Origin of the sequence: Tistrella mobilis, from assembly GCF_041468085.1 — a bacterium.
GTDB lineage: Bacteria > Pseudomonadota > Alphaproteobacteria > Tistrellales > Tistrellaceae > Tistrella > Tistrella mobilis_A.
Window position 1 is genome coordinate 2,336,340 of sequence record NZ_CP121017.1, and the last position, 22,671, is coordinate 2,359,010.

Annotated in this window: 19 protein-coding genes and 2 pseudogenes; 3 read left to right on the forward strand and 18 right to left on the reverse strand. The window is 66.3% G+C overall.

Features of this window, described 5'->3' with window-relative positions; translation table 11 throughout:
- Positions 1 to 99 precede the first annotated feature (99 nt).
- The 8 genes from hfq to dusB all read right to left on the reverse strand — a co-directional run bounded on the left by hfq (position 100) and on the right by dusB (position 10,348).
- The gene (gene hfq / locus P7L68_RS16375) at positions 100 to 369 is read right to left on the reverse strand and encodes an RNA chaperone Hfq (RefSeq protein ID WP_041604880.1); all 270 of its coding nucleotides are present in this window, start codon (positions 367 to 369) and stop codon (positions 100 to 102) included.
- A gap of 173 nt (positions 370 to 542) precedes the next feature.
- Positions 543 to 1,259 (reverse strand): HAD family hydrolase, encoded by a 717-nt coding sequence (locus P7L68_RS16380; RefSeq protein ID WP_372006690.1) that lies wholly within the window; start codon positions 1,257 to 1,259, stop codon positions 543 to 545.
- Positions 1,260 to 1,303: 44 nt separating this feature from the next.
- The gene (gene trkA, locus P7L68_RS16385; RefSeq protein WP_372006691.1) at positions 1,304 to 2,680 is read right to left on the reverse strand and encodes a Trk system potassium transporter TrkA; all 1,377 of its coding nucleotides are present in this window, start codon (positions 2,678 to 2,680) and stop codon (positions 1,304 to 1,306) included.
- Positions 2,681 to 2,713: 33 nt separating this feature from the next.
- On the reverse strand, positions 2,714 to 4,099 hold the full coding sequence (locus P7L68_RS16390) for a sigma-54-dependent transcriptional regulator (protein WP_372006692.1): 1,386 nt from the start codon (positions 4,097 to 4,099) through the stop codon (positions 2,714 to 2,716).
- Positions 4,100 to 4,103: 4 nt separating this feature from the next.
- The gene (locus P7L68_RS16395) at positions 4,104 to 6,551 is read right to left on the reverse strand and encodes an ATP-binding protein (RefSeq protein WP_372006693.1); all 2,448 of its coding nucleotides are present in this window, start codon (positions 6,549 to 6,551) and stop codon (positions 4,104 to 4,106) included.
- Positions 6,548 to 8,032 carry a nitrogen regulation protein NR(I) gene (ntrC, locus tag P7L68_RS16400; RefSeq protein WP_014745221.1) on the reverse strand — a complete coding sequence of 495 codons (1,485 nt, stop codon included), beginning with the start codon at positions 8,030 to 8,032 and terminating at the stop codon, positions 6,548 to 6,550. Before ntrC ends, P7L68_RS16395 begins: the two co-directional genes overlap by 4 nt.
- Positions 8,033 to 8,048: 16 nt before the next feature.
- The gene (locus tag P7L68_RS16405; RefSeq protein WP_372006859.1) at positions 8,049 to 9,200 is read right to left on the reverse strand and encodes a nitrogen regulation protein NR(II); all 1,152 of its coding nucleotides are present in this window, start codon (positions 9,198 to 9,200) and stop codon (positions 8,049 to 8,051) included.
- Positions 9,201 to 9,349: 149 nt separating this feature from the next.
- Entirely contained in the window at positions 9,350 to 10,348 is a 999-nt protein-coding gene (gene dusB, locus P7L68_RS16410) for a tRNA dihydrouridine synthase DusB (RefSeq protein ID WP_372006694.1), read from the reverse strand.
- Positions 10,349 to 10,535: 187 nt separating this feature from the next.
- Here dusB and P7L68_RS16415 point away from each other — a divergent pair, with 187 nt between their 5' ends.
- From P7L68_RS16415 to P7L68_RS16425, 3 genes are read left to right on the forward strand one after another with little or no spacing between them, the layout of a single operon-like run.
- Positions 10,536 to 11,783 carry a bifunctional 2-C-methyl-D-erythritol 4-phosphate cytidylyltransferase/2-C-methyl-D-erythritol 2,4-cyclodiphosphate synthase gene (locus P7L68_RS16415; protein WP_372006695.1) on the forward strand — a complete coding sequence of 416 codons (1,248 nt, stop codon included), beginning with the start codon at positions 10,536 to 10,538 and terminating at the stop codon, positions 11,781 to 11,783.
- Positions 11,780 to 12,301 (forward strand): phosphatidylglycerophosphatase A, encoded by a 522-nt coding sequence (locus P7L68_RS16420; protein WP_372006696.1) that lies wholly within the window; start codon positions 11,780 to 11,782, stop codon positions 12,299 to 12,301. Before P7L68_RS16415 ends, P7L68_RS16420 begins: the two co-directional genes overlap by 4 nt.
- A 20-nt stretch (positions 12,302 to 12,321) precedes the next feature.
- Complete coding sequence (locus tag P7L68_RS16425; protein WP_372006697.1) at positions 12,322 to 12,813, forward strand: CinA family protein; 492 nt, start codon at positions 12,322 to 12,324, stop codon at positions 12,811 to 12,813.
- Positions 12,814 to 12,851: 38 nt separating this feature from the next.
- Here the strand turns inward: P7L68_RS16425 and P7L68_RS16430 are convergent, their stop codons facing one another.
- The 10 genes and pseudogenes from P7L68_RS16430 to P7L68_RS16475 form a co-directional block, all read right to left on the reverse strand.
- A complete protein-coding gene (locus P7L68_RS16430) occupies positions 12,852 to 13,826 on the reverse strand; it encodes a sigma-70 family RNA polymerase sigma factor (RefSeq protein WP_372006698.1) in 975 nt (324 codons plus the stop codon).
- Positions 13,823 to 14,287: a GyrI-like domain-containing protein gene (locus P7L68_RS16435; protein WP_372006699.1), complete on the reverse strand. Its 465-nt coding sequence runs from the start codon at positions 14,285 to 14,287 to the stop codon at positions 13,823 to 13,825. The genes P7L68_RS16430 and P7L68_RS16435 overlap by 4 nt, the downstream gene beginning before the upstream one ends.
- A gap of 135 nt (positions 14,288 to 14,422) precedes the next feature.
- A complete protein-coding gene (locus tag P7L68_RS16440; protein ID WP_372006700.1) occupies positions 14,423 to 14,923 on the reverse strand; it encodes a type II toxin-antitoxin system RatA family toxin in 501 nt (166 codons plus the stop codon).
- 108 nt (positions 14,924 to 15,031) lie between these two features.
- Positions 15,032 to 15,988, reverse strand: a complete 957-nt coding sequence (gene lipA / locus P7L68_RS16445) for a lipoyl synthase (RefSeq protein ID WP_372006701.1) — start codon at positions 15,986 to 15,988, stop codon at positions 15,032 to 15,034.
- Positions 15,989 to 16,120: 132 nt separating this feature from the next.
- Positions 16,121 to 17,500, reverse strand: coding sequence for a dihydrolipoyl dehydrogenase (gene lpdA, locus P7L68_RS16450; RefSeq protein WP_372006860.1), 1,380 nt, complete (start codon positions 17,498 to 17,500; stop codon positions 16,121 to 16,123).
- A 198-nt stretch (positions 17,501 to 17,698) separates the two neighbouring features.
- Positions 17,699 to 17,917, reverse strand: a pseudogene (locus P7L68_RS16455) (biotin/lipoyl-containing protein); the annotation flags it as partial.
- Between the two features lie 58 nt (positions 17,918 to 17,975).
- Complete coding sequence (locus P7L68_RS16460) at positions 17,976 to 19,367, reverse strand: pyruvate dehydrogenase complex dihydrolipoamide acetyltransferase (RefSeq protein WP_372006702.1); 1,392 nt, start codon at positions 19,365 to 19,367, stop codon at positions 17,976 to 17,978.
- Positions 19,368 to 19,406: 39 nt separating this feature from the next.
- Positions 19,407 to 20,390: pseudogene (locus P7L68_RS16465) on the reverse strand (pyruvate dehydrogenase complex E1 component subunit beta); the annotation flags it as partial.
- Positions 20,391 to 20,489: 99 nt separating this feature from the next.
- Entirely contained in the window at positions 20,490 to 21,512 is a 1,023-nt protein-coding gene (gene pdhA / locus P7L68_RS16470) for a pyruvate dehydrogenase (acetyl-transferring) E1 component subunit alpha (RefSeq protein WP_014745234.1), read from the reverse strand.
- Between the two features lie 148 nt (positions 21,513 to 21,660).
- Positions 21,661 to 22,560: a LysR family transcriptional regulator gene (locus P7L68_RS16475; protein ID WP_372006703.1), complete on the reverse strand. Its 900-nt coding sequence runs from the start codon at positions 22,558 to 22,560 to the stop codon at positions 21,661 to 21,663.
- Positions 22,561 to 22,671: the final 111 nt, after the last annotated feature.

Genomic DNA, 22,671 nt, shown 5'->3' on the forward strand with positions numbered 1-22,671 from the left:
ATGACAGGCCGCACGCGCAACCGCGGCGGCCTGGTCGGGAACCCTGCCGGACAGGGGAACCGCGCGGGCAGAGCACGTGTTCCCCGTCCGTCTCGACCATCAATGGTCGCCGTGATCCTTGTCGCGATCGCCCTGAGCCTGGGCATCGAACAGCTGGACCGGCACCGTCGGCATGACGGTCGAGATGGCATGCTTGTACACGAGCTGACTGTGCCCGTCCCTCCGCAGCAGCACGGAGAAGTTGTCGAACCAGGTCACGACACCTTGAAGCTTGACACCGTTGACCAGGAATACGGTCACCGGGGTCTTGTTCTTCCGGATGTAGTTCAGAAACACATCCTGGAGGTTCTGGTTCTTTTCAGACGCCATGGAGGCACCCCTTCTTGTTATCATGCGGCGATTTTGGTCTGTCTCCCGGCCGCCGCGACCGCTTTTCGGGTCTTAGCCGGGATCTTTGTCGAGCCGGTTGCCGGGCGTCCCCCGCCCGGGTACCGCGTGCCATCACACGCCGGCCCGGAGCCATACCATATCGGACCGCCCGATCAGGTAAGACCCATCGCCGAAGTTACAAGGTCGTGCAGGTGGCGGCAATCGACAACCCGGAGATCTGCGCGCGTAAGCACACCCTCGTCCAGGCTGGTGCCGTCATGGACCAGGAGGATACCGGTGCAGCCGGCCGCCCGGGCGCAGTCCATGTCGACCAGCGCATCGCCGACAAACCAGACATTCGGACCGGCTTCACGACCGACCGATGCCAAGGCCTCAATGACCGGTGCCGCATCCGGTTTGTCACGGGCGGCATCACCGGCCCCCAGCAAGGCCCCGAACCGATCCCCCCAGCCCAGATGCGCCACCTCCGCGCGCAGAAAAGGCCCCTGCTTGTTGCTGACCACACCGAGCGGGATTCCCTGCCCCGCCAGCAGGTCGAGCAGGTCTGCGGCGCCATCCATGGCCGCCACGGTTTCGAGATGCCGCTTGGCGTAGGCTGCCTTGAAACGCAGCGCCGCCTCCTGCCAGCGGTCTCCGAAGATTTCGGGAAAGGTATCGCGCATCGAGCGCCGGATGCGCAGCCGCCCCTCTTCCGGTGTCAGGGCCGGCGGCTTGTCATAGGCGATCATGACATCGTTATAGGCGGCGAGAATCGCCCCCCAGGCATCGACCAGGGTATGATCCCAGTCGAACAGCACGGCATTGGGACGGCCGAGCCGGGCAAAGGCCTCGGCATCGTCGATCCCGGTCACAGGCGCAGTCATGGTCATACGAGGGCGAGGCTCCGGGTCGGGGCGGTTCAAACGGGGATGGATCAGAAGAATTCGAGGCGGACGGAGAACAGCTTCTCGACTTTGCGGATGCTGTCGGCCAGCGCAAAGAGCACGATCCGGTCCCGAGCCTTGATCACCGTGTCGCCATCGGGGGCAATCACCCTGCCCTCGCGGACCACCGCGCCAATGATAACGCCTTGCGGCAGGCCGGTTTCCCTGAGCGGTCGACCGACCAGGGGCGACGTTTCCAGCGCATCTGCCTCGATGATTTCGCCACCGCCGTCCTGAAGACTGTAGACCGCATGGATGCGGCCGCGGCGGACATGCTGCAGGATCCGCGACACGGTCACCGCGCGCGGATTGATCACCACGTCGACGCCCAGAGAGCTGATCAGCGGCGGGTAGGTCGGGTTGTTGACCAGCGCCATCGCCCGCTTGCAGCCCATGCGCTTGGCCAGCAGGGCCGAAAGAATGTTGGATTCGTCGTCATTGGTGACGGTGACGATCGTTTCGGCACCGCCGGTATTGGCATCACCCAGCAGATCCGGGTCGAGCCCGCTGCCCGAAAGCACCAGGCTGTGGGTCAGCTGATCGGCGATCCGCTCCGCCCGATGGCGATCCGCCTCGATCAGTTTAATGTTCAGCCGCGGCTGGAGCTTTTCGAGCTGCGAGACCAGGAACAGGCCGATATTGCCGCCGCCCACCACGATGATCCGGCGTGCCTCGCGCTCTTCGAAGCCGAAGATCGCCATGGCCCGCGGCACGTGCTCACGATCGGCAACGAAATAGATCTGATCGCCGGCAATGATCTGGTCGCGCGGGGTCGGCACGATCATCCGGTCCCCGCGGATGATCGAAACGATCCGGAGGGTGAGATCGGGAAACAGCTCGGTCAGCTGGGAGAGCGGTGTGTTGACCACCGGGCAGGAGGCGTCTGCCTTCAGGCTGACCAGATAGACACGGTCGCCCGCAAACGGGATCACATCCGTCGCCCCCGGCACCTTCAGGCGCCGGCCGATCGCCCGCGCAACCTCCAGCTCCGGCGAGATGATCACGTCGATGGGCAGGTTCTCACGGCTGAACAGATCCGCCCACATCGGCTGCAGATAGCCCTGATGGCGGACGCGCGCGATCTTGGTCGGCACGTTGAACAGCGCATGCGCCACCTGGCAGGCGACCATATTGACCTCGTCCGAGGCCGTAACCGCGATCAGCATATCAGCATCGGCGGCACCCGCCTGCTCGAGCACGTCCGGATGCGAGGCATAGCCGATCAGCCCCTTGATCTCGAGCGATTCCGACAGCTTGCGGATCAGGTCTTCCGACTGATCGATGACGGTGATGTCGTTCTCTTCACGCACCAGAGAGCGCGCGATGTTGTGTCCCACCTGGCCGGCGCCGCAGATGATGACCTTCATATGGCCCTGCCCTTTCGACGGTCTGCCAGTGGGTTACGATGAAGTATTGATGCCGAGGCTCTTGAGCTTGCGGTGCAACGCCGAGCGTTCCATACCCACAAAGCTCGCCGTCCGCGACACGTTGCCGTTGAAACGGGCGACCTGGGCCTTCAGGTAATTGCGCTCGAACACCTCGCGCGCATCGCGCAGCGGCAGGCCCATGATCTCGCCGTCCTCCGAGGGATTGACCAGGGCAGGCGCCCCCGCTCCCAGCTCCGGCGGCAGCATTTCGGCACGGATCTCGGTCTGGGCATCACCCGGCGCCATGATCAGCAGCCACTCGATGACGTTACGCAGCTGACGGACATTGCCCGGCCATTCCCCGGCCTGAAGCACGGCCAGCGCATCGGCGCCCAGACTGCGCGGCGGCAGCCCTGACATCGCGGCAGCCCGCGCCATGAAGTGACGTGCCAGCTCCGGGATGTCGTCGCGACGCTCTTTCAGGCTTGGCACCTTGAGCGGCACGACGTTCAGCCGATAGAACAGATCTTCACGGAAACGGCCGGACTGGATCTCGCTCGCCAGATCGCGGTTGGTGGCAGCCACCACCCGCACATCCACCTCGATCGGCCGCTCACCGCCAAGCCGGGTGAAGCGCTGTTCATGCAGGGCGCGCACCACCTTGCCCTGGGTTTCCATCGGCAGGTCCGAAACCTCGTCCAGGAACAGCGTGCCGGAATGTGCCTGCTCGAACAGCCCGAGCTTACGCGGCGTGTCGGGGCCGAGCGCACCCGGCTCCGCACCGAACAGCTCCGCCTCCACCCGATCGGGCGTCATGATGGCGCAGTTCAGCACCACGAACGGAGCATCGGCACGGCGCGACTGCGTATGGATCCGCCGGGCCGCCACTTCCTTGCCGGCGCCGGCGGGACCGGTCACGAGCACGCGACTGTTGGTCGGCGCGACCCGCTCGATCGTGTGCCGCAGCTGACGCACCGCTGCCGATGTGCCGATCAGCTCGGCGTCACCGCCGGTACGCTTCTTAAGGTCGGCAACCTCGCGGCGCAGCTTGGCATGTTCGATGGCGTTGCGCACCACCAGCAGCAGACGGTCTGATTTGAAGGGTTTCTCGATAAAATCATAGGCACCTTCGCGGATGGCGGTGACCGCCGTCTCGATGGTGCCATGACCGCTGAACATCACCACCGGCAGGCCGGGATGATCACGTACGATCTCGGACAGAATGCCCATACCGTCGAGCCGGCTGCCATCGAGCCAGATGTCGAGCAGCACCATATCGGGCAGCCGGGCCGCGACCTCGGCCAGCGCCTCGTCGCTGTTGCGCGCCGTCCGGGCGGTGTAGCCCTCGTCGCGGAGCAGTTCAGCGACAAGGTGCCGGATGTCGTCTTCGTCATCGACGATCAGAATGTCCGATGGCATCGCGTCAGGGCCTTGTAGAACCAGAAGAGCTGTTGGGACCGTCCTGCGGTGGCGTGGAGTGCCGGTTATCTGACGCGGCCGCGCCGGGGACGGCACCCGGATCGGCCAGGGGCAGCTCCAGTGTCGCCACTGCCCCGATGATACGCCCGTCCGCCGATCGACGGTCGTCGATCGACAGGCGGCCGCCGTGATCTTCCATGATCTTGCGCACGATGGCGAGGCCCAAACCCGTTCCCTTCACCTTGGTCGTGACGTAAGGCTCGGTCAGGCGCCCGCGGAACGCCTCGGGCAGGCCCTTGCCGGCGTCCTCGACCGTGATCACGGCCCGCTTGTCCTGCGCATCCAGAGCGATCCGGATCATCCGACGCTCTTCGGGAAGGTCCTTGACCGCCACACCCTCGCCCTCGGCGACACCATCGACCGCCTGGGCGGCATTGACCAGCAGATTGGTCAGGGCCTGCCCCAGCAATCGCGCATCCGCCCGCACCATCACCGGCCCGTCCGGGCGTTCCAGCTCGAACTTCAGCTCCGGCCTGCCCATGCGCTGGGTAATCGACGCCTCGCGCAGCAGCGGTCCCAGATCGACATCCGCCATCACCGGCTGCGGCATGCGGGCAAAGGACGAGAATTCGTTCACCATCCGCCCGATATCGCCGACCTGCCGGATGATGGTTTCGGTACAGGCGACGAAAGTGTCGGGATCGGAGGTGATCTCCTTCAGGTATTTCCGCTTCAGCCGCTCGGCCGAAAGCTGGATCGGGGTCAGCGGGTTCTTGATCTCATGAGCGATACGCCGTGCCACATCCGACCAGGCCGCCGTGCGCTGCGCCACCATCAATTCGGTGATGTCGTCGAAAGTCACCACGACGCCGACGGTTGCCGCCGCCCCTTCCCCGCCGCGCGGAGCCACCAGATCAGCCGCAAGGCGCACCATCAGATTGCGATGATTGCCGCCGGCGATCGCCTCGATCTGGGCCTGGACCACCCGATCCGGCCGCTCCGCCAGGCGGGCGAGCAGCGGTTCAAGTGCCGGCAGAAGCTCGGTCACCGGCCGGTCGACCGCCTGATCGAAATCCACGCCCAGAAGCGCCAGCGCCGACCGGTTGGCCAGGTTGACCCGGTTTTCGGCATCAAGGCCGATGACACCCGCAGAAACGCCTTCCAGCACCTTCTCCGTGAAACGGCGGCGGGTGTCGATCTGGCGGTTGGCCGCCAGCAGGGCCTCGCGCTGCGCCGCCAGCTGACGGGTCATGCGGTTGAAGGCCCGGGCCAGGATGCCGACTTCGTCATCCTCCCGCCCCTCGGGCACCTGAGCGGTCAGATCGCCGCCCCGCACCCGTTCAGCGGCGCCGACCAGCTGACTGACCGGCCGGGCGATCGAGCGCGCGACCAGAAAGCCGATCCACACCGCCGCAAGCAGCAAGAGAAGTGCGATCAGCACGAACAGCCCGGTGAAGCTGAGCTGAATGCCCGACCGACGGCTGTCGGCTTCCTCGTACTGCGAAACCGCCCGGTTGACCTGCTCCATATGGTCGAGAACGGTGCTGTCGACGAAGCGGCCGACATAGAGGAAAACATCCCCAAGGCTCGGGACCTGAACCAGCGCACGCACCCGGTCATCCTGACGGTCGGTCAGCAGCACGACCTCGCCCCGCCTGGCCTCGTCGAGCAGTGGCTGCGGCACGGTGGCGAACTCCAGGCTGAAGCTCAGTTCCGTGCGGGCAAGGATGCGGCCGTCACCACGGAAGACCATCGCCTCCGGCAGGTTGCGAAGCGCTGCCTGGATCTCGATCAACCGCTGAAGCCGGCCATTGGCATCAAAGGTGGTGAGGGCCTCGCGGTCGATGTCGCCGGCCATGGCAATGACGTCGGCGCGGATGGTGCGCTGATGCTCCAGCAGATAGGCCTGCGCCACCTCACGCGACTGGCTGAGGGCGGTGCGGACCCGCTCGTTGAACCAGGTCTGGACACCAAAATCGAAGAACAGCGCCGAGAATACCATCACCACGATCGCGGGCAGGGCGGCGACCAGGGCGAACAGTGTCACCAGCCGCAACTGCAGGCGCGATGCCGTCGACTGCCGACGTCGCTGGAGCCACAAGCGGACCAGACCATGGGCCAGCAAGCCGACCAGCAGCAGCAGCAGCGCCAGATCGATGTTCAGCAGAATGAACACCGTGCCGGCATCGGCACGGGCTTCGTTCCCCCAGTTGTTGCCGAAGAAGGACAGGCCGGTCAACGCCAGATAGGTCGCGACACCGGCGCCCAGGGCGGCAATCAGCACAGCAATGGTGAAAATCCGGCCGGGGCGGATACGGGCCGCCAGCACCGTCATGCGGCGGCCGAAATTGCCGGCGATGCGGCCGGCAAAGCGCTGATGCCGCGCCTCGGGCGCACGTGACGGCTGGGGCCGTTCTTTCTCTACGCCCTCCCCGGCGGATCCGGTGGTCATCTGCCGGCCACGCTGCCGCCGATGCGGGTGGGCTCGCCCCCGCGGGTGACCTCGATCGACAGGTCGCGAATCTTCTTGCGCAAGGTGTTGCGGTTCAACCCCAGCACCTGGGCCGCCTTGATCTGGTTGCCGCGGGTGGCGACCAGGGTACGCTCGATCAGCGGCCGCTCCACCTCACGCAGGATCCGGTCATAGAGGCCCGCCGGCGGCAGGCCGTCGTCATGGGCATCGAAATACTCGGCCAGGTGGAAGTCGATCGCCTCGCCAAGACTGCCACCACGCCGCCGGTCATCATCCGCCGGCATCGGCTCGGCGAACTCACCCTCGATGTCCGGACGATAGATGACATCCTCCGCCGAGAGTGCAGCCAGACGGCGCATCAGGTTCTCAAGCTCGCGGACATTACCGGGCCAGTGATAGGCCGTCAGCACCTCGATCGCATCCGCCGACAGGGTCTTGAGCGGCAGCCCCTGGTCGCAGGCCAGTTTCAGGAAATGGCGGGCCAGATCGGCGATGTCCTCCCGCCGCTCGCGCAATGGCGGCAGGCGCACCGGCACCACATTCAGGCGATAGAACAGATCCTCGCGGAACAGACCCTGCTGAATCAGCTGACGGAGATCGCGGTGGGTCGCCGCGATGATCCGGACATCCGCCCGGATCGGCGTACGCCCGCCGACGGTGGTGAACTCCCCCTCCTGAAGCACGCGCAGCAGTCGTGTCTGGGCGTCCAGCGGCATGTCACCGATTTCGTCCAGAAACAGCGTGCCGCCCTGGGCCTGCTCGAACCGACCGGTCTTGCGCTGAGCTGCACCGGTGAAGGCCCCCTTTTCGTGGCCGAACATCTCGGATTCGATCAGATCCCGCGGGATCGCCGCCATGTTGATCGCAACGAACGGGCCGCCTCGACGCTTGCCGTAATCATGCAGCGCACGCGCGACCAGCTCCTTGCCGGTGCCGCTTTCACCGGTGATCATCACGGTCAGATCAGTGCCCATGATCCGGGCCATGACCCGGTAGACTTCCTGCATAGACGGCGACCGGCCGACCAGCGGCATCTCCTCTTCGGCCTGCGGCTGGCCACGCTGATCCAGTGCCGGTGGCGGCGCATCGCCGCGCCGGGTGTTGAGCGCCCGCTGGACGATGCGGAGAAGTTCGTTCAAATCGAATGGCTTGGGGAGATATTCGAACGCCCCGCGTTCAGTCGCCTTGACCGCGGTCAACAGCGTCTTCTGTGCGGTCATCACGATGACCGGCAGGTTGGGGCGCAGGCGCTTGATCCGGGGCAAAAGGTCGAGCGCGTTCTCGTCCGGCATCACCACATCGGTGATCACCAGATCGCCGTCGCCGTCCTCGACCATCCGCCAGAGCGAGGCAGCGGTCCCGGTGGTACGCACCGTGTGCCCGGCCCGGCTGAGTGCCTGATGCAGAACGGTACAGATGCTACGGTCGTCATCGGCGACCAGGATGGTTGCGGGCTCCATCGCGTCCGTCGTTCCTTCAGGCCTTGGGGTTGTACATGGGCAGCATCACCTTGAAGACGGTGCGCCGGGGGCGGCTGTCGACCTCGATCACCCCGCCATGATCGTTGACCGCCTTGGCGACCAGCGACAGGCCGAGGCCGGTACCCGAGGGTTTGGTGGTGACGAAAGGATCGAACAGATTGGCCCGGATATCCTCGGGCACACCCTGGCCGTTATCCTGCACCGTCACCACGAGTGGCAGGTCCAGCCGGTCGCGGCTGCCGGGCACCTGGACACGCAGGCCATGCTGGAAAGCGGTGGTGAGGGTGATTTCTCCACCTTCGTCCGGAACCGCCTCGGCTGCATTCTTCACCAGGTTCAGAAAGATCTGGACCAGCATGTCGTGGTGGCCGTAGACCGGCGGCAATGACGGATCGTACTGCTCGATGAAACGGACATGGGCAGCGAAGCCGTTCTGGGCCAGACGGCGGACATGTTCCAGCACCACATGAATATTCACCGGCTCGCGCTCGATCGGCCGCCCGTCGGAGAACTGTTCCATCCGGCCGATCAGGTTCACGATCCGGTCGGCCTCCTTGCAGATCAGCTGGGTGAGCATGCGGTCGCCCTCGGCGACATTGTACTCCAGCAGCTGGGCGGCGCCGCGAATCCCCGACAACGGGTTCTTGATCTCGTGGGCCAGCGCCATGGCCATCCCGGTGATCGAGCGTGCGGCGCCACGATGGGTCAGCTGACGATCGATCTTATGGGCCATCGACCGCTCGATCAGCGACAGCAGCACCGCCGGCGCACCGGTGGCAGCCTGGTCGGGAAGCGGGGCCACCTGCACATCGACCAGCCGGCTGCCGGTGCGGGGACCGTCGATCACGATGTCGTATTCGTTCAGGCTCGACCCGCCATGCAGGAAGCATTTGCGGGTGATGTCCATCAACGGGCTGTCATAGCGGATGAACTCGGTCAACGCCGAGCCGATCAGCACCGAGATGCCGGTGCCGAAAAACTGCTCTGCAGCGGGATTGCCATAGAGAATCCGGTCGTCATTGGCCACCACCAGAACCGGGTGCGGCAGGGCGTCGAGGATCGCATCGCCGGGGACGGGCGATTTGGAGGGCCGGCGTTTCCGGCCGAAGCTGGTCAGAGCCATGGTCTGGGCCAGACCTTTCCACATGCGCTGGCGGGGGCTGCCGACAGGGTCCTGGACCCCGTCCGCGGGCGTGGATGGGCCTTCGTCCGCGGTCCCGTCCACATAGCGGACGGGATCCTCGGGATCGGGGGCGTCGTGGTTAAGAAGATCGGGGTGCCGAAGGCTCGGATCACTCATGCGGCCACTCCGAAATCTGCCGGAAGATCGCCCAGCGCAAGGCGATCGAGCACGGCACGTACGTCGTCCGGCTGCTCGGCACGGACAAGACGGTCGCGTATCGTCCGGCCGGCACCGGCAACGGCCGCATAGGCGTCGAGATGCTTGCGGACCACCCGGCGGCCATGCGCCTCGCCATAATGGTCGAGCGCCAGATCATAATGCTGCCGGGCAAGTGCCCAGATCGCCCCCGCATCCGGCACGGTGGCGGTCAGGCCGGCCAGCGCCGCCATCACCAGTGCCGGCAGCCAGGGCCGCCCCATGGCGGCGCGACCGATCATCACCCCGTCTGCCCCGGTCAGGTCCAGAAGCCGTCGCGCATCGGCAGGGCTTGCGACATCGCCATTGGCGATCAGAGGCACACGGACCCGCCGCCGCACCGCCGCAATGCCCGCGGGATCGGCGGATCCCCGGTAGAGCTGGGCACGTGTACGGCCATGCACGGTGATCATCGCCACGCCGGTCTGTTCAAGCCGTGCAGCCAGATCGGGCGCCGAGAGTTCACCTTCGGCCCAGCCCAGCCGCATCTTGACGGTGACCGGCACCGGGCCCGCCGCGCGGATCACCGCCCGCACGATTGCCTCGGCACGCTCAGGCTCACGCATCAGCGCGGCGCCACAGGCGCCACTGGTCACCTTCTTCGCCGGACAGCCCATGTTGACATCGATCCACGCCGCTCCCGCCTCAACCGCCTTTTCCGCCGCCTCGGCCATCAGTCCCGGCTCGCGCCCGGCCAGCTGGACGGCGACCGGCCCCGGCTCACCGGCAAGATCGATCATGGACAAGGTACGGCTGCGTCCTTCCACCAGCGTACCGCCGGCAATCATCTCCGAGACCGTCGCCGACACGCCAAACCGGCGCACCATCGCCCGGAACGGGCGGTCGGTGACGCCGGCCATGGGCGCCAGAAGCACCGGAGGCAAAGATGTGTCGGGCGAGAAAAGCCGGTCGATCATCGGGTTCCTGGTCATGGGCTGGGCAATTGCCCGAGCTGAGTGCATAAAGTTTAGGCGAAGTGTATTGAGCCGGCCCGCGCCGTGCAAGCGTCGGCCGCGCTTGCAACCACCGGCCAGCCCCGGTATCGAAAGACACTGCAGTGTTTCGAAGCCCCGGACCGCCCTGCCCGACCAGGAGATGCGCCAGATGATCCCGACCCGGCCGCAGCCATCCGACGATCCCGCCGGCGATGTTCCGCCGCGCGGCCGTGCGGCGGCTCTGATCGTCGCGGCCGGACGCGGCCGGCGGTTCGGCGGCGGTGTTCCCAAGCAGTATCAGACGCTTGGTGGACGCGCCATGCTCGCCCACGCCGCGGCGGCCTTTCTGGCCCATCCGCGAATCGACCTCGTTCAGATCGTGATCGGCCCAGATGACCAGGAACTTCACGACCGGGCACTTGCCGGGCTGGAGGTGGCACCGCCGGTGATCGGCGGTGCGGAGCGACAGGATTCAGTGCGGCTTGGCCTGGAAGCACTGGCGGCACGCGGTGACATCGATCTCGTGCTGGTCCACGACGCCGCCCGCCCTTTCCTCCCGGCTGCGATGATCGACCGGGTACTGGATGCCCTTGCCGATGCGCCGGCAGCCCTGCCGGCACTTGCCGTCACCGATACGCTGAAGCGCGGCGAGGCGATGACGGTCGCCGGCACCGTGCCCCGCGACGGGCTCTGGCGGGCACAAACCCCCCAGGGTGCGCAACTGAACCTGCTGCTTGCTGCCCATCGCGCCGCGGTCGGGCACGCGCTCACCGACGATGCTGCCGTGATGGAGGCAGCCGGTCATGCCGTCCGACTGGTCGACGGCGACGAAGCCGCCTTCAAGATCACCACGACCGCGGATCTGAACCGGGCCCGGCAGTTGCTGACGCAGCGCGGCCTAGGGGTCCCCCTCCTCCCCGCCACGGGCAGCGGCTTCGATGTCCATGCCTTCGGCCCTGGCGACCATGTCTGGCTCTGCGGCGTGAAGGTACCGCATGATCAGGGTCTGTCCGGGCATTCCGATGCCGATGTCGCCCTGCATGCCCTGACCGATGCGGTGCTGGGCGCCGTTGCCGCAGACGATATCGGCCGCCATTTCCCGCCAACGGACGAGCGCTGGCGCGGTGCCGCTTCCGATCGTTTCCTGATCCACGCCCTGGCCCTTATGGGTGCGATGGGGGGCCGTCTGGTTCATTGCGACGTCACCATCATCGGCGAGCGGCCGAAGGTCGGCCCTCATCGCGAAGCCATGCGCCGACGTCTTGCAGATCTTACCGGCCTGCCGCCGGCGCGGATCGGGGTCAAGGCCACAACTACGGAGCAACTGGGTTTCACCGGCCGCCGCGAGGGGCTGGCTGCCATGGCGACCGCCACCGTCCTGCTCCCCGATCTCTCCGTTCCGGAGCCGGTGGTTTGAGCCCCCGCCGCCATCGCGAGCATCTGCCGGCCCATCATCCGGCAGAACTGATCGCGACCGTGCTCGGCAGCGGCAATGCGCCTCGCGCGCCCGGTACCGTCGGCACCGCCGCCGCACTGGTCATCGGCATTCCGGTCGCCTGGGCCGGCGGCGCACCGGCACTGCTGATCGGCGCCCTGCTGGCGGTGATCGCCGGCTGGTGGGCCATCCGCCTGGTCACCGCCCATGATGGTATCCACGATCCCGGTCGGGTGGTCATCGACGAACTGGCCGGTCTCTGGATCACGCTGGCGGCCCTCGCTCCTCTCGGACGGCTGGGCGACTGGCACTGGTGGCTCGCGGCCTTCCTGGCCTTTCGTGTCTTCGACATCGCCAAGCCCTTTCCGGTAGGATGGGCCGACCGCCATGTGCGCGGCGCATCGGGCGTGATCCTCGACGACCTGATCGCCGGGGTCTATGCCATCCTGCTGCTTGTCGCTCTGGCCTCCGGCCTCGACATGGCCGGCCTCGCCCTCTGACTGCCCCGGAGCCCCCGCCAATGCCCACCGACAGCCTGATCGAAACCGCAGAGCTCGTTCTGTCCCGCGCACGGGACCGCGGCCTGAAGATCGCCACCGTCGAGAGCTGCACCGGCGGGCTGGTTGCCGGCACGCTGACTGCCGTAGCAGGCTCTTCAGACGTGGTGGATCGTGGTTTCGTGACCTACTCCAACCAGGCGAAGACCGAGATGGTCGGCGTGCCGGCAGCGCTGATCGAGGCCGAGGGCGCCGTCAGCCGGCCCGTGGCCGAAGCCATGGCGACCGGCGGCATCGCCCGGTCGCTGGCCGATCTGGCCGTGTCCATCACCGGCATCGCCGGGCCGGGCGGTGCGACACCGACCAAGCCCGTCGGCCTGGTTTATCTCGCCTGCGCGCGTCGCGGCGGCACCGTCATCCATCGCCGGCATGTTTTTCCGGGTGACCGGCAGGCCGTGCGGGCGCAGAGCGTGGCCGCAGCGCTGGACATGCTGCTCGACGCCCTGGCGGACTGAAGATCTGGCGGACTGAAAGTCCGGCGGGCCGATCGGGATCAGTCGCGCCCGTCGAACAGGCGGCGCGCGGCGCCCAGCTTGTCGGGGTTGCGCATCGTCAGGATGGCGCCCACCCGCCCCTGCCCGTCGGGCACCAGGGCGCTGACGCTCATACTACCGTCGGGGAAGCCCTGGATGAACCCGGGCGCACCGTTGACCAGGGCCAGCCGCACGCTGCGGGCCGGGTTCTTGCGGGTGATCGAAAGCAGGAGCCGCACCACCTTGTCGACACCACGAATCGGGTTCAGCGCTGCCGACGCCTTGCCGCCGCCATCGCTTTCCAGCACGATTTCAGGAGCGAGCAGGCGCCGGAGCATGGCCTCGTCACCATCTGCCACCGCTTTCAGCACCGCCTCGGCGAGCGCGCGCGCCGCCTCTGGATCGGCATGGCTGCTGCCGGGGCTGCGGTCGAGCAGCGGATCAGCCGCCGCCGGCAGCTCCGCCCGGGCTGCCGTAAGGCGCCGACGTGCCCGAGACAGCCGCTGACGCAGCGCCACAGGTGTAATCCCAAGCGCCTCAGCCGCCTCGTCTGCCTCCATCTCCGCCACCTCGACCAGAAGCAGAGCCGCACGTTCCGAGGGCGGCACACGCTCCATCAGCCGGAGCAGCGCAAGCGACACCGTCTCGGTCGTTTCGGTTGCGCCGGTCTCAGGCGCTACGATGTCGGAGATCAGCGGCTCCGGCAGCCAGGGTCCGGGGTAGCCGGTGCGGGCCCGCCTGCGGCTGCGCAGGCGATCGAGGGCAAGCCGGGTCGCCACCGACAGCAGAAAGGCGCGCGGTTCGCGCGGCCGGCCGGCCTCACCGCCGGTTTCCGCCCGCTGCCAGCGCAGCCAGGCATCCTGCATGACGTCGTCTGCATCGGCCGAACTGCCGGTCAGGCGGTAGGCCTGCGCCCAGGCCGCCGGTGCATGGGCGAGAAAGGCATCGGTCCGGGTTGCGGAGGTTCCCGGCATGGCGCTTGTCGTCATGCTCATGCGCGCAGCTCCACATAAATGTCCACCCGGTCCGGCTCGGCATCCGGCCATCTGTCGAAATCGGCCCGAAAGGCACGGTTCGGCAGGGTTTGCCAGATCCTGGCCCAGCCTGCGGCCAGCGCCGCCGGCTGCGGGCCGGCGGTCTGCAGCACCAGAAAATCGGCCGCGGCCAGATCGACCCGGATCAGCCCGTCCGGCACCGCCAGACCGGGCACCAGAACCCGGCCGATGGTCAGCCGAAAGGGGGCGCAGTGGTCGCCCTGATACTGATCATAGACGGCATAGGTCGCAGCCTCGATGCAGGGCTGCCCCTCCAGCGGCCGCTCCGCAAACCAGCGCCCCCACAGGGCGCCGATCGCATCCGGATCGTTATTCGAAACAATGGCAGCAAGGCCGGTCACGGCAAAACCGCCGGAGCGGCAGCGGCTGAAGCCCGCAGGCGGCGTGGCGATGTCGGTCATCGGATCGTCCTTCGACAGGGAGACGCTGCCGGAAAGACGCCCACCCCGGACATCCTGTGACATCCCCGATCGCGATGTCACACCTAAAAATCGAGAGGCCGGGGAGAAAGGGAAGTCGGTGAGGAAGGGCCGGGATCAGGGCTCGGCGGGGCGCGGCGCCTGACCGCGATGCAGATGCTCGCGGCCATAAAGATCGGCGGCCCGGGCCTCGAAAGCCTTGACCATGCGCCGGGTGGCCTCGCCGAACAGTGCGCCCATCACATTGTCGAGCAGGCGTGAGCGGAATTTGAAATCGACTTCGAAATCGACCAGGCACCCCTCCGGATGCGGCTCGAAACACCAGCGATTGCGCAGATGTTCGAACGGCCCGGTGACGTCGGTGACCAGTACCTCATGCGGACGCAGCAATTCGACCTTCGAGGTGAAGCGCTCGCGGATCATCTTGAAGCCGATCACCAGATCGGCCTCCATGCGTTCGCGCTTATGCCCCTCGGCATCGGCGAAGCTTTCACGCGTACGAATCCGCGAGGCAATGCACCAGGGGAGGAACTCCGGATAGCGGTCGACGGCGGCAACGAGGTCGAAAAGCTGGTCGGGCGCGTAGGGCAGTACGCGCTTTTCGCTGAAGGACGGCATCGTCGAACGCTAACTCCGGTTGGCGAGAATCGTCTGACATACGGCAGCCGGGCAGCGGCCCCTGCTTCGTGCAGGCTCCGCTGCCACCGTGCCGTGGCGGACGTCTCTCTATACGGTCTGAGCGGTGCCCGCTGCAAGCTGCGCCTCGCGTGCGGCCTTCAGCCGTGCGAAGTCCTTGTCCGCGTGATGCGACGAACGGGTCAGCGGGCTGGACGACACCAGCAGGAAGCCCTTGGCCCGCCCCATGGTCGCATAGGACTGGAACTCCTCGGGCGTGACGAAACGGTCGACCGGCAGATGCTTGGGCGTGGGCTGCAGATACTGGCCGATGGTCATGAAATCGACATCGGCGGCGCGCAGATCGTTCATCACCTGATGAACCTCGCCCTTGGTCTCACCAAGGCCGACCATGATGCCGGATTTGGTGAAGATCGACGGATCGACGTCCTTCACCATCGACAGGATCTTGAGTGAGTGGAAATAGCGCGCGCCCGGCCGAACATCGGCATAGAGCCGCGGCACGGTTTCCAGATTGTGATTGAAGACGTCGGGCCGCGCCTCGGCCACAGCCTGGAGAGCGCCCTTCTTGCGCTGAAAATCAGGGGTCAGCACCTCGATGGTGGTCTCGGGCGACATCTCGCGGATGCGGCGGATCACCTGCACGAACTGACCGGCACCGCCGTCATCGAGGTCGTCGCGATCGACCGAGGTGACCACCACATGAGCAAGCCCCATCTCGGCCACCGCTTCCGCCAGATGCGCCGGCTCGTCCGGATCGACTGCCCGGGGCATGCCGGTTGCGACATTGCAGAACCGGCAGGCGCGGGTGCAGATATCGCCCAGGATCATCACAGTGGCGTGCTTCTGGGTCCAGCACTCGCCGATATTCGGGCAGGCAGCCTCTTCGCAGACGGTGAAGAGGTTGAGGCGCCGCATGCGCTGGCGCATTTCCGCCACCTGTGGCGAGGTCGGCGCCTTGACGCGGATCCAGTCGGGCTTGCGCTGACGCTGGGCTGGCGTGGTGCTGGCTGGCGCCGTCTCGACGGGATGGATGATCACGGCCACGTGCGATGTCCCCCGGCCTGGATGGGTTGAGGCCCGGCCCCGACCGGTGATCGGGAGCCGGGCCTTTTGTCGAGCATACCACAGTCGACCGCGGCACGGATGTGCCTGTCGCGGGGCTGAGGATATTTCGGACTAGAAATGGATGGCCCGTCCGAAGGCGTCAAGCACGGACTCGTGCATCATCTCCGACAGGGTGGGGTGTGGGAAGATGGTGTGCATCAGGTCGAGTTCGGTGCCTTCCATGGTCTTGGCGACGGTATAGCCCTGGATCAGCTCGGTCACCTCGGCGCCGATCATGTGGGCGCCCAGCAGTTCGCCGGTCTTTGCGTCGAACACCGTCTTGACCAGCCCCTCCGGTTCACCCAGCGCCAGGGCCTTGCCGTTGCCCCGATAGGGGAAGCGGCCGACCTTGACGTCGTAACCGGCCTCTTTCGCCTTGGCTTCGGTCATGCCGACCGATGCCACCTGCGGGGTGGCATAGGTGCAGCCCGGAATGTTCTCGCGGGTCATCGGGTGGACATGTTCGACGCCGGCGAAGGCCTCGACGCAGATGACACCTTCATGCGACGCCTTGTGGGCCAGCCAGGGCGCCCCGGCCACGTCGCCGATCGCATAGATGCCCGGCTCATCAGTTTCGAGATACGGACCGACCTGGATCTGGCCCTTCTCGACCTTCACCTTCGTCGTCTCCAGGCCCAGATCCTCGGTATTGCCGACGATGCCGATCGCCACGATCACCCGGTCGACCTTCAGGCTCTGGGTCTTGCCCTTGCCGTCCTCAAGCGTCGCCGTCACCCCGTCCTTGCCCTTGTCGAGGGCCTTGACCTGGGTACCGGTGAGGATCTTCATCCCCTGCTTCTCGAAGGCCTTGCGGGCGAGACCCGAAATCTCGGCATCCTCAACCGGCAGAATGCGGTCAAGCAGCTCGACCACGGTCACCTCGACGCCCAATGCGCGATAGAAGCTCGCGAACTCGATGCCGATCGCACCGGAACCGACCACCAGCAGCGACTTGGGCAGGCTCTCGGGTACCATGGCTTCGCGATAGGTCCAGACCCGCTCGCCATCAGGCTCCAGCCCCTTGACCACACGGGCGCGGGCACCGGTCGCCAGGATGATGTGGTCGGCGGTCACGCTGCGCTTGCCCTTGGCGCCCTCGATCACGACCTTGCCGGGGCCGTTCAGCCTGCCACGGCCATCGGCGACCTCTACCTTGTTCTTCTTCAGCAGGTGGGCCACGCCCTGCGACAGGGTCTTGGCCACGTCGCGGCTGCGCTTCACGATCGCCGACAGATCGAAACTCGGCTTCTCGACCGTGATGCCGAATTCCTTGGCATGGTTGACCAGGGTCCACACCTCGGCCGCACGCAGCAGCGCCTTGGTCGGGATGCAGCCCCAGTTCAGGCAGATACCGCCCAGATGCTTCTCTTCGACCACCAGCGTGCGCAGGCCCAGCTGACCGGCGCGGATCGCCGCGACATAGCCGCCCGGGCCACCGCCGATCACAATCACGTCGTAATCGTCGCCGCTCTTCGGACCTGAGGACTTCTTCGGCTCGGCCTTGGGTGTCTCGGTCTTTTTCGGGGGCTCCGCCGCCTTCGGGACCTCGGCAGCCTTGGGCGCCTCGGCCGCCTTCGGCGCGTCACCGCCACCGGCCGCGGCCTTCGCCGCTTCGGCCGGATCCTCACCTTCATCGGCAAGGACGGCGATGAGGGCATTGACCGCGACGTTCTCGGTGCCTTCCGGCACAACGATCTTCGCCAGCACGCCCTCGTCGGCCGCCTCGACCTCCATGGTGGCCTTGTCGGTCTCGATCTCGGCGATCACCTGACCGCTTTCGATCGTGTCACCTTCCTTGACCAGCCAGCGGGCCAGGGTGCCTTCGGTCATGGTCGGCGACAGCGCCGGCATCAGAACCTTGATCGGCATGGGATGGGTCTCCCGTCCGTCTCGTGTGTGTCTCGAAGGATGAACCGCCGGATGCCGCTCAGAGCAGCATCGACAGCGGATCCTCGATCAGCTTCTTGAAGGCGGCCAGGAACTGGGCGCCGACGGCGCCGTCCACCACCCGGTGGTCGCAGGAGAGCGTGACCGTCATCACCGTCGCGATCGCCAGCGCACCATCCTTCACCACCGGCCGCTGCTCGGCAGCGCCGGCGGCAAGGATCGCCGACTGCGGCGGGTTGATGATCGCCGAGAACTCCTTGATGCCGTACATGCCGAGATTCGACACCGAGAATGTGCCACCCTGGTATTCTTCCGGCTTCAGCTTGCCGTCCCGGGCACGGGTCGCAAGATCCCGCATTTCGGACGAAATCGCGGCCAGCCCCTTAGTATCGGCCTTGCGGATGATCGGGGTGATCAGCCCGCCATCGATCGCAACCGCCACCGAGACGTCGACATCCTTGAAGCGCAACACCGCCTCGTCGGTCCAGGCGGCATTGGCCGCCGGCACCTTGCGCAGCGACAGGGCGCTGGCCCGCACGACGAAGTCGTTGACGCTGATCTTCACACCGTCGCCGGCACGCTCGTTCAGCTCCTTGCGCACCGCCAGCAGCCGGTCGATGACACAATCCACCGTCAGGTAGAAATGCGGCACGGTCTGCTTGGCGTCGAGCAGGCGGCGAGCGATGGTCTTGCGCATGCCGTTATTGGCCTCGGCCTCGTACGGCATGCCGAGCTTGTCGACCAGATCGCGGGTCTGAGCGGAGGCGGCGGCCGAGATTGCCGCCACGCTGTAACCGGCGACCGCCTGCTGGGCCGGAGCCGGGGCGGGCTTGGGTGCCTCGGCAGCCGGAGCAGCCTGACTGCGGCTTTCCGCCTTCGGCGCCTCGGCCGGCTTCGCACCGGACGCGATCGCGGCCTCGACATCGGCCTTGACGATCCGGCCATGCGGACCGGTGCCCTCGACACCCGAAAGGTCGAGACCGGCTTCCGACGCGATCCGGCGGGCAAGCGGGCTCGCCTTGATCCGGCCGCCCTCGTTTCCGGCTGCGGGCATCGCGGAGGCCTTGGTGACCGATGCCGTCGCGGGCTCAGTCTCCCCCTCCTCGTCACCGGCGGCCTCGGCCTCCTCGGCCTTCTCCGCAGCTGCGCCAGCGCCGGCGGCGGCTTCCGCCACCGCCGCATCGTCGTCACCCTCTTCCTTGAGCACGGCGATCGGCGTGTTCACGGCCACGTTCTCGGTGCCTTCCGGCACCAGGATCTCGGCCAGCACGCCTTCGTCGACCGCTTCCACCTCCATGGTGGCCTTGTCGGTCTCAATTTCGGCGATCACCTGCCCGCTTTCAATCTTGTCGCCGGCGGCGACCAGCCACTTGGCGAGCGTGCCTTCGGTCATGGTCGGCGACAGGGCCGGCATCAGGATGGTCTGAGCCATGTTCGATCCTCGGTCTCGATGGGGTCCGGCGATGCCGGCTCAGAATTCGTAGCCGACGGCGCGCTTGGCGGCCTCGACGATGTCGTCGGGCTGCGGCAGGGCCAGCTTCTCGAGATTGGCGGCATAGGGCAGCGGCACGTCCTTGCCGCAGACCCGGATCACCGGCGCATCCAGATGATCGAAAGCGTGCTCCATCATCAGCGCGGCCTGCTCGGCGCCCATGCCGGCGGTCGGCCAGCCTTCCTCGACCGTCACCAGACGGTTGGTCTTCTTCACCGAGGCGACGATGGTGTCGACGTCGAGCGGACGGATGGTACGCAGGTCGACGACCTCGGCCTCGATCCCCTCTTCCGCCAGTTTCTCCGCGGCTTCCAGCGCCTTGCCGACATTAATCGACCAGGCGGTGATCGTCACATCCCGGCCCTCGCGCACGATCGCGGCCTTGCCGATCTCGACCACATGGTCGTCATCGTCGGGGACCTCGAAGCTCTGACCGTAGAGGATCTCGTTTTCGAGGAAAATCACCGGGTTCGGATTGCGGATCGCGGCCTTCAGCAGGCCCTTTGCATCCGCCGCGGACCAGGGGGCGATGACGATCAGTCCGGGCACATGGGCATACCAGCTGGCATAGTCCTGGCTGTGCTGGGCCGCCACGCGCGCCGCCGCACCGTTCGGGCCACGGAACACGATCGGGCAGCGCATCTGGCCGCCGGACATGTAGTTGGTCTTCGCCGCGGAGTTGATGATCTGGTCGATCGCCTGCATGGCGAAATTGAAGGTCATGAACTCGACGATCGGCTTCAGGCCGCGCATGGCAGCGCCGACGGCGAGGCCGGTAAAGCCGTGTTCGGTGATCGGGGTGTCGACCACACGCTTTGCCCCGAATTCGTCGAGCAGACCCTGGGTAACCTTATAGGCGCCCTGGTATTCGGCGACCTCTTCGCCCATCACGAAGACATCGCCGTCCCGGCGCATCTCTTCGGCCATGGCGTCGCGCAGCGCCTCGCGTACCGTGATCTTCGGCATGTATGGACCCGTTTCTCTCTGAAATCCGTCACCGGGGCGGCGCTGATGCGCCCCGCCCCGACATCCTGTGAAAACCTTGAGCCGGCAGAGCCTCGATCAGCTCTCAACCAGCACGTCCGTCCACAGCTCCGACGGATCGGGCTCGGGGTTCTCCTGGGCGAAATCGGCGGCGTCGACGACGATGTCCTTGATCTCGCGATCGATGCCCTTGAGCTTCGCCTCGTCCCATTCGCCGCTGTCGATCAGCAGCTTCTTGACCAGCTCGATCGGGTCGCGCTCGGCCTTCATGCGGTTCAGTTCGTCCTTCGACCGGTACTTGGCCGGGTCGGACATCGAATGGCCGCGGAAGCGATAGGTCTTCATCTCCAGCAGGATCGGGCCCTTGCCGCTGCGGGCATGCTCGACCGCGAATTCGGCCGCACCGCGCACGGTCCGCACGTCCATGCCGTCGACCGCAAAACCCGGAATGCCGAAGCTCTCGCCACGGCGATAGAGCTCCGTCACGGCACTGGCACGGGCCACCGAGGTGCCCATGCCGTAGAGATTGTTCTCGATGACGTAAACCACCGGCAGGTGCCAGAGGCTCGCCATGTTGAAGCTCTCGTACACCTGGCCCTGATTGACCGCGCCGTCGCCCAGATAGGTGACGGCGACCTTGCCGTCTTCCTTGTACTTGTGGGCGAAGCCGAGGCCGGTGCCGATCGGCACCTGGGCCGCCACGATGCCATGGCCGCCGAAGAAACCCTTCTCGACCGAGAACATATGCATCGAGCCGCCCTTGCCGCGCGAATACCCGTCGCGGCGGCCGGTGAGTTCGGCCATCACGCCGCGGGCTTCCATGCCGCAGGCGAGCATATGGCCATGGTCACGATAGCTGGTGACGACGCTGTCGCCATCGACCAGGCTGCCCTGCATGCCGATCACGACGGCTTCCTGGCCGATATAAAGGTGGCAGAAGCCACCGATCAGGCCCATGCCGTACATCTGGCCGGCCTTCTCCTCGAAGCGCCGGATCAGGAGCATCTCTCGGTAATAGTGGACCAGCTGTTCGATGGTGCTGTTCTCGGGCGCGAGCGCGTTGCTCTGCGAGCCCGAGGGCTTACGGCGCGAAGTCGCCATGCGGTCCTCCCCGGATGTGACGCGCGGGAGCCGCACGAGCCGGCTCCAGAGCGCCTAGGTGGAGTTGAACCTAAGCCCCACATCCGCGGCTGGCAAGCGAAACACGGCGCGCAAATCCTTGTGCTGCGTCGCAATATGGACGATTAACTTATACTGAGTTAATCGTCATATTCTTCCCTGGAATGAGCACCTGTGCAGACTGGGCATCCCGCAGCGCAGCAACCAGAGCGCCGGACAGGTGCTCATCCAGACCGACCGAGAGCTGCAGGCCAAGACGGCGCGTCAGCCCCAGATCTTCGACGGCAACGAAACCAAAGCCTTCCGGTATCAGCGTGCGCGGCGCAATGGTGACACCCAGGCCGGCCCGCACCGCAGCAAAAGCCCGGGCATCCTGATCGGTGGCAAAGGCCGGACGCAGCCTGATGCCGCGCGAATCGAGCAATCCCTGCGCATCCCTGCCCCGCTCACAATGCATGCGAAGGACAAAAGCTTTCCCGTCCAGATCGGCGGCCCGGATCGACCCGCGCCGGACGAAGTCATGGTCGACCGGACACACAACCACCAGAGGGTCGTCCCCGATCGGCAACCACCAGCCGTCGGCGACGCGATCCGAGATGGTCAGCGCTGCATCCATCCGACCCAAACCGACAGCATCCGCCAATCGGGGTTCGCGCGCCTCCCTGACGGTCAGCTCCACCCCCGGCAGGTGCCGCTGCAAGGCATCAATCAGTCCCAGGACCAGCTCCATGGGCGCTGTCGGCAGCACACCGAGCGTCAGGACGCTTTGCTCCAGCCCACGCCGCACCTCCTGACGGGCGAGATCGGCATCGCGCACGATCCCAAGGGCACGGCGGTGGAACCGTCGGCCCAGAGCCGTCAGCCGGACGGCTCCGCGCTGACGTTCCAGCAATGGCGTTCCCAGTTCGTCCTCAAGCGCCGCCAGACCTGCCGACAAGGCCGGCTGCGACACGTTCAGAGAGCGCGCCCCCTCGGTGATACTGCCAGCAGCCACCACGGCGATCAGATAGCGCAATTGCCTGAGGGTCATCGCGGTTCTTTCATCCAAATTTTGGATCTATAGGATCCATATAATCCATTTTCCTTTAGTTTAGATCGTTTCCTATCATGGCGCCAGCGGGTGCCCCCCCTCGGCGGCAGC

What these genes read in the sequence shown, in the direction of transcription:
- dusB (WP_372006694.1), bottom strand. Translation starts at nt 10,348, where the DNA reads ATGATCGACCGGCTTTTCTCGCCCGACACATCTTTGCCTCCGGTGCTT.
- P7L68_RS16425 (WP_372006697.1), top strand. Translation starts at nt 12,322, where the DNA reads ATGCCCACCGACAGCCTGATCGAAACCGCAGAGCTCGTTCTGTCCCGC.
- P7L68_RS16405 (WP_372006859.1), bottom strand. Translation starts at nt 9,200, where the DNA reads ATGTGGAAAGGTCTGGCCCAGACCATGGCTCTGACCAGCTTCGGCCGG.
- ntrC (WP_014745221.1), bottom strand. Translation starts at nt 8,032, where the DNA reads ATGGAGCCCGCAACCATCCTGGTCGCCGATGACGACCGTAGCATCTGT.
- P7L68_RS16390 (WP_372006692.1), bottom strand. Translation starts at nt 4,099, where the DNA reads ATGCCATCGGACATTCTGATCGTCGATGACGAAGACGACATCCGGCAC.
- P7L68_RS16435 (WP_372006699.1), bottom strand. Translation starts at nt 14,287, where the DNA reads ATGACCGACATCGCCACGCCGCCTGCGGGCTTCAGCCGCTGCCGCTCC.
- pdhA (WP_014745234.1), bottom strand. Translation starts at nt 21,512, where the DNA reads ATGGCGACTTCGCGCCGTAAGCCCTCGGGCTCGCAGAGCAACGCGCTC.
- P7L68_RS16380 (WP_372006690.1), bottom strand. Translation starts at nt 1,259, where the DNA reads ATGACCATGACTGCGCCTGTGACCGGGATCGACGATGCCGAGGCCTTT.
- P7L68_RS16430 (WP_372006698.1), bottom strand. Translation starts at nt 13,826, where the DNA reads ATGAGCATGACGACAAGCGCCATGCCGGGAACCTCCGCAACCCGGACC.
- trkA (WP_372006691.1), bottom strand. Translation starts at nt 2,680, where the DNA reads ATGAAGGTCATCATCTGCGGCGCCGGCCAGGTGGGACACAACATCGCG.
- P7L68_RS16440 (WP_372006700.1), bottom strand. Translation starts at nt 14,923, where the DNA reads ATGCCGTCCTTCAGCGAAAAGCGCGTACTGCCCTACGCGCCCGACCAG.
- P7L68_RS16475 (WP_372006703.1), bottom strand. Translation starts at nt 22,560, where the DNA reads ATGACCCTCAGGCAATTGCGCTATCTGATCGCCGTGGTGGCTGCTGGC.
- P7L68_RS16415 (WP_372006695.1), top strand. Translation starts at nt 10,536, where the DNA reads ATGATCCCGACCCGGCCGCAGCCATCCGACGATCCCGCCGGCGATGTT.
- P7L68_RS16395 (WP_372006693.1), bottom strand. Translation starts at nt 6,551, where the DNA reads ATGACCACCGGATCCGCCGGGGAGGGCGTAGAGAAAGAACGGCCCCAG.
- hfq (WP_041604880.1), bottom strand. Translation starts at nt 369, where the DNA reads ATGGCGTCTGAAAAGAACCAGAACCTCCAGGATGTGTTTCTGAACTAC.
- P7L68_RS16460 (WP_372006702.1), bottom strand. Translation starts at nt 19,367, where the DNA reads ATGGCTCAGACCATCCTGATGCCGGCCCTGTCGCCGACCATGACCGAA.